Below are 808 nucleotides of genomic sequence, written 5' to 3'. Positions count from 1 at the left end.
CAATTCTCGCTCGCATACGCTCCAAACTTTTTTGATGCGGAAAAGCTTCACTTTTTTCGGCATGCAATTGATTCTTTAGTATTGTCCGCTCTTGAACAATCTGATCTCTTTCACGGGTAAGTTGTTGTAACTCTTTGTAAATACTTTTCGGCTTAAACCAGCGATCTAACTTTCGTTCTAATCCAAACTGTGCTATAGCTTGGGAACAGCTTTTGTCTGTAATGGTGTTTAAGTCTAGTGTTCGAATGTAGTTGCTTATTTTGTTAGGCAAGACAATACTTACTTCGTACCCGTTATCTGCTAAATGGTACGCCAACTTTTGATGATAAACACCCGTTGCTTCCATCACGTACCGCACCGGTATTTGGCGATCGGTCAGTTTAGTTGCCCAGTCGATTAATGATTTAATCCCTGAAGCACTGTTTTTGAAAACTCTGTAACTAAACAATTCGATGGTAAAATCCTCAAACATACGCCCCAAAGTAACTACTAGCTCACCTTTTGCCACGTCAATACCGGCTACTTGTTTTACTGTTTTTTTCATCTATATTTTTTTAAGTTAATCATAAAGTGACTAATCTCCCTTCGTCTTTTCTCCTGGTTGGATATTCTGGATGTCAAGATTTACTTAACTCCTTACATTCTGTTCAGACTCTAAAAGATAATAAAGGAAGAGGATCTATCTTTTGGCGAATATGTCTCTTTGAACTATTTCGGATGCCGACGATCTCTCATCCCTTTTCACTTTAATCTTCTAAAAATAATACTTCTAAAAATATGCCTTATTTCAAATTGCTAACATAGGAGG

General features: G+C 37.4%; 1 protein-coding gene. It reads right to left on the bottom strand.

The genetic code is table 11. The features are described from left to right. A partial coding sequence (locus CHX27_RS00705) for an IS110 family transposase (protein WP_165764407.1) occupies window positions 1-544 on the bottom strand: 544 nt, incomplete at its 3' end. Window positions 545-808: the final 264 nt, after the last annotated feature.

This window comes from Flavobacterium aurantiibacter (genome assembly GCF_002251775.1).
In the GTDB taxonomy this organism is placed as follows: Bacteria; Bacteroidota; Bacteroidia; order Flavobacteriales; family Flavobacteriaceae; genus Flavobacterium; species Flavobacterium aurantiibacter.
Note: the sequence above shows the minus strand (reverse complement) of the source record. Positions and strands in the feature narration are given on the sequence as shown.